General features: G+C 62.1%; 2 protein-coding genes and 1 pseudogene. 2 read left to right on the top strand and 1 reads right to left on the bottom strand.

Annotation, left to right across the window (positions count from 1 at the left end; translation table 11 throughout):
• Nucleotides 1-1,256 (bottom strand): annotated as a pseudogene (locus VGP39_RS05920) (excinuclease ABC subunit A); the annotation flags it as partial.
• A gap of 361 nt (nt 1,257-1,617) precedes the next feature.
• Between VGP39_RS05920 and VGP39_RS05915 the strand changes: the two are divergent.
• Both VGP39_RS05915 and VGP39_RS05910 read left to right on the top strand, forming a co-directional pair.
• Entirely contained in the window at nt 1,618-2,112 is a 495-nt protein-coding gene (locus tag VGP39_RS05915) for a single-stranded DNA-binding protein (RefSeq protein ID WP_327567171.1), read from the top strand.
• Nucleotides 2,113-2,284: 172 nt separating this feature from the next.
• On the top strand, nt 2,285-2,683 hold the full coding sequence (locus tag VGP39_RS05910; protein WP_327567170.1) for a DUF2306 domain-containing protein: 399 nt from the start codon (nt 2,285-2,287) through the stop codon (nt 2,681-2,683).
• Nucleotides 2,684-3,094: the final 411 nt, after the last annotated feature.

Below are 3,094 nucleotides of genomic sequence, written 5' to 3'. Positions count from 1 at the left end.
TCGATATTGGTGATGACGCCCTCGAACGGTTTCTTGGTGTCGTAGGAGCGCACCCCGTCTTCATAGGAGACCTTTATCTCGTCGTCGCCGGAGCCATGCAGGATCGCGGCTTGCGTCTTCTTCGGCAAATCCTTCCACTTGGTCTCCAATGTGAACTTGTAGAATTTGCCGAGCGCGGTCAGGGTCTGGATGTAATAGGGCGAGGACGATTTCGCCCATGGCGCAATCGCGCCGCGGCGCAGCGTCAATTCCTTGTCGGGAATGACCAGCTCTTCGTCGACATGCTGCTCGACGCCGAGCCCGCCGCATTCCGGGCAGGCACCATAGGGATTGTTGAACGAGAACAGCCGCGGCTCGATTTCCGGAATGGTGAAGCCGGACACCGGGCAGGCGAATTTTTCGGAGAACAGGATGCGCTCGGGTCCGCTCTTGTCATGGATCTTTGCGGTCTTTTTCTTTTCGTCGTCGGCGCGCACGGGTGATGACGATACCGGCGCATCGGCATATTCGATCACCGCCAGCCCTTCCGCCAGCTTCAGCGCGGTCTCAAAACTCTCCGCCAGCCGCTGGCCGATGTCCGGCCGCACCACGATGCGGTCCACCACGACGTCGATGTCGTGCGGGAATTTCTTGTCCAGCACCGGAGCATCCGCGAGTTCGTGAAAGGTGCCGTCGATCTTGACGCGCTGGAATCCCTTTTTCAGATACTCCGCCAGCTCCTTGCGGTACTCGCCCTTGCGGCCGCGCACCACCGGCGCCAGCAGATAGAGCCGCGTGCCCTCGGGGAGCGCCAGCACGCGGTCGACCATCTGCGACACGATCTGGCTCTCGATCGGCAGGCCCGTGGCCGGCGAATAGGGCACGCCAACCCGCGCCCACAGCAGCCGCATGTAATCGTAGATCTCGGTGACGGTGCCGACGGTCGAGCGCGGGTTCTTCGAGGTGGTCTTCTGCTCGATGGAAATGGCGGGCGACAGCCCATCGATCTGGTCGACGTCCGGCTTCTGCATCATCTCCAGGAACTGGCGCGCATAGGCCGACAGGGATTCCACATAGCGCCGCTGGCCCTCGGCATAGATGGTGTCGAACGCCAGCGAGGATTTTCCGGAGCCGGACAGGCCGGTGAACACCACCAGTCTGTCGCGTGGAATTTCCACATCGACGTTCTTCAGATTGTGCTCGCGCGCGCCGCGGATGGTGATGGCGCGCATCGCCGACCCGGTCTGCTGACGTTTTGCTTTCAGAATTTCGTCCATGATCGGCAATTCCAGACGCTTCGGGCGCGCCGCTCGTGGGCGCGCGTCGCCGGAATCCCGCGACTTGCCGCCATATGGATGGAGTACTCGGAACGTAGGAAGAACGCGGGTCGATTTCCAGTGCTCTGTTGCAGCCATCAACGGTTTGTTGCGGCCTGGGTCGCTCGGGTCTCGAAATGGCGAATCGGATCGAAAAATCCTTGCCTCGCGGCAGCGGGTATGATAGAACAAAAAGGGAACAGTGTAAATTGCCCGGGGACCACCCATATTGGGGCGTGGACAACTACCCGCAGCCCCGCGCAGCCGCGAGTGCGAAGGCGTAGGGTGTTTTCAGGCAAGTACTGGTGATGGAGAGTTTGAGATGGCGGGTTCGGTCAACAAGGTCATTCTGATCGGCAATCTGGGCGCCGATCCGGAAATCAAGCGGACCCAGGATGGACGGCCGATCGCCAATTTGCGGATCGCGACCTCGGACACCTGGCGCGACAAGAACACCGGCGAGCGCAAGGAGAAGACCGAGTGGCATCGCGTGGTGATTTTCAGCGAAGGCCTGTGCAAGATCGCCGAGCAATACCTGAAAAAGGGCGCCAAGGTCTACATCGAGGGCCAGTTGCAGACCCGGAAATGGACCGATCAGAACAACGTCGAGCGCTACTCGACCGAAGTCGTGCTGCAGAATTTCAATTCCACCCTGACCATGCTGGATCGCGCCGGCGGCGGCGGCGGCGGTTTCGGGTCCGACGATGCCGGTGGAGATTTCGGGTCGGGCGGCCCCACCAGTGGAGCGCCGCGCCGCGCCGTGGCGGCTGGCGCAGGAGCCCGCAACAGCGACATGGACGACGATATTCCGTTCTAGCAGGGGATCGTGCCCCGGACGCAGCGCAGCGCGCCGTTCTTTACGGCGTGGTGCGCTGCAGAGCCGGGGCCGCAACAAGCGCCGATGTTCATTACGGTCCCGGCTCTGCGGAGCGGCATGAAGAATGCTGCACCGCGTCCGGGACACGAGGCCGCAACGTGAGACCTTGCCCATGAGCCTCGCGCCGCTGCTCGACGCCGCGCCTGCGATCCCGCTGCACGCTTTCGCGGCCATGGTGGCGTTTGTGCTTGGCGTCGTGCAACTGGCCGCGCCGAAGGGAACCTTGCCCCACCGCACGCTTGGCTGGATCTGGGTCTTGCTGATGGCATTCGTGGCCGCCAGCGCGTTCTGGATTCATCACATCAGGCTGTGGGGCCCATGGAGCCCGATCCACCTGCTGTCGATCTTCACGCTGGTGATGCTGCCGCTCGGGGTCTGGCGGGCGCGCCGGCATAAGGTGAATGCGCACCGCTGGACCATGACCTCGATCTTCGTCGGCGCGCTGGTGATCGCAGGCGCCTTTACGCTGGTTCCGGGCCGGATCATGCACGCCGTTATTTTCGGCCAGTAGATAGGCAGGGTGGGCAAAAGCCGGCGGGCGCGCGAACGCGCGTCCGATGGCGTGCCCACCAATTCGATCTGCATCCGGAGAGATCATGGTGGGCACGGCGCAAGAGCGCCTTTACCACCCTACGAAGAGCCGCCTAAGTATCTGGAAAAACGAAGGGAAAAAGCCCCCATCCGGACCCGCTCGGGGTGGTTTTTTGACCCCCCATGCGCTATATGATTCCAGACAAAAACCGACGGATTTTCCCTTGTCTGATACTGAAGATACAAAACCCGGAGAGCCGCCGGCTCCTTCCGATATTCGTCCCGTTTCGATCCTCGACGAGATGAAACGCTCCTACCTCGATTACGCCATGAGCGTGATCGTGGCGCGGGCGCTGCCGGATGCGCGCGACGGATTGAAGCCGGTGCATCG

This window comes from Bradyrhizobium sp. (assembly GCF_036009065.1).
Lineage (GTDB): Bacteria > Pseudomonadota > Alphaproteobacteria > Rhizobiales > Xanthobacteraceae > Bradyrhizobium.
Note: the sequence above shows the minus strand (reverse complement) of the source record. Positions and strands in the feature narration are given on the sequence as shown.

Excerpts from the sequence above, each read along its gene's own strand:
- VGP39_RS05915 (WP_327567171.1), top strand. The coding sequence starts at position 1,618 with ATGGCGGGTTCGGTCAACAAGGTCATTCTGATCGGCAATCTGGGCGCC.
- VGP39_RS05910 (WP_327567170.1), top strand. The coding sequence starts at position 2,285 with ATGAGCCTCGCGCCGCTGCTCGACGCCGCGCCTGCGATCCCGCTGCAC.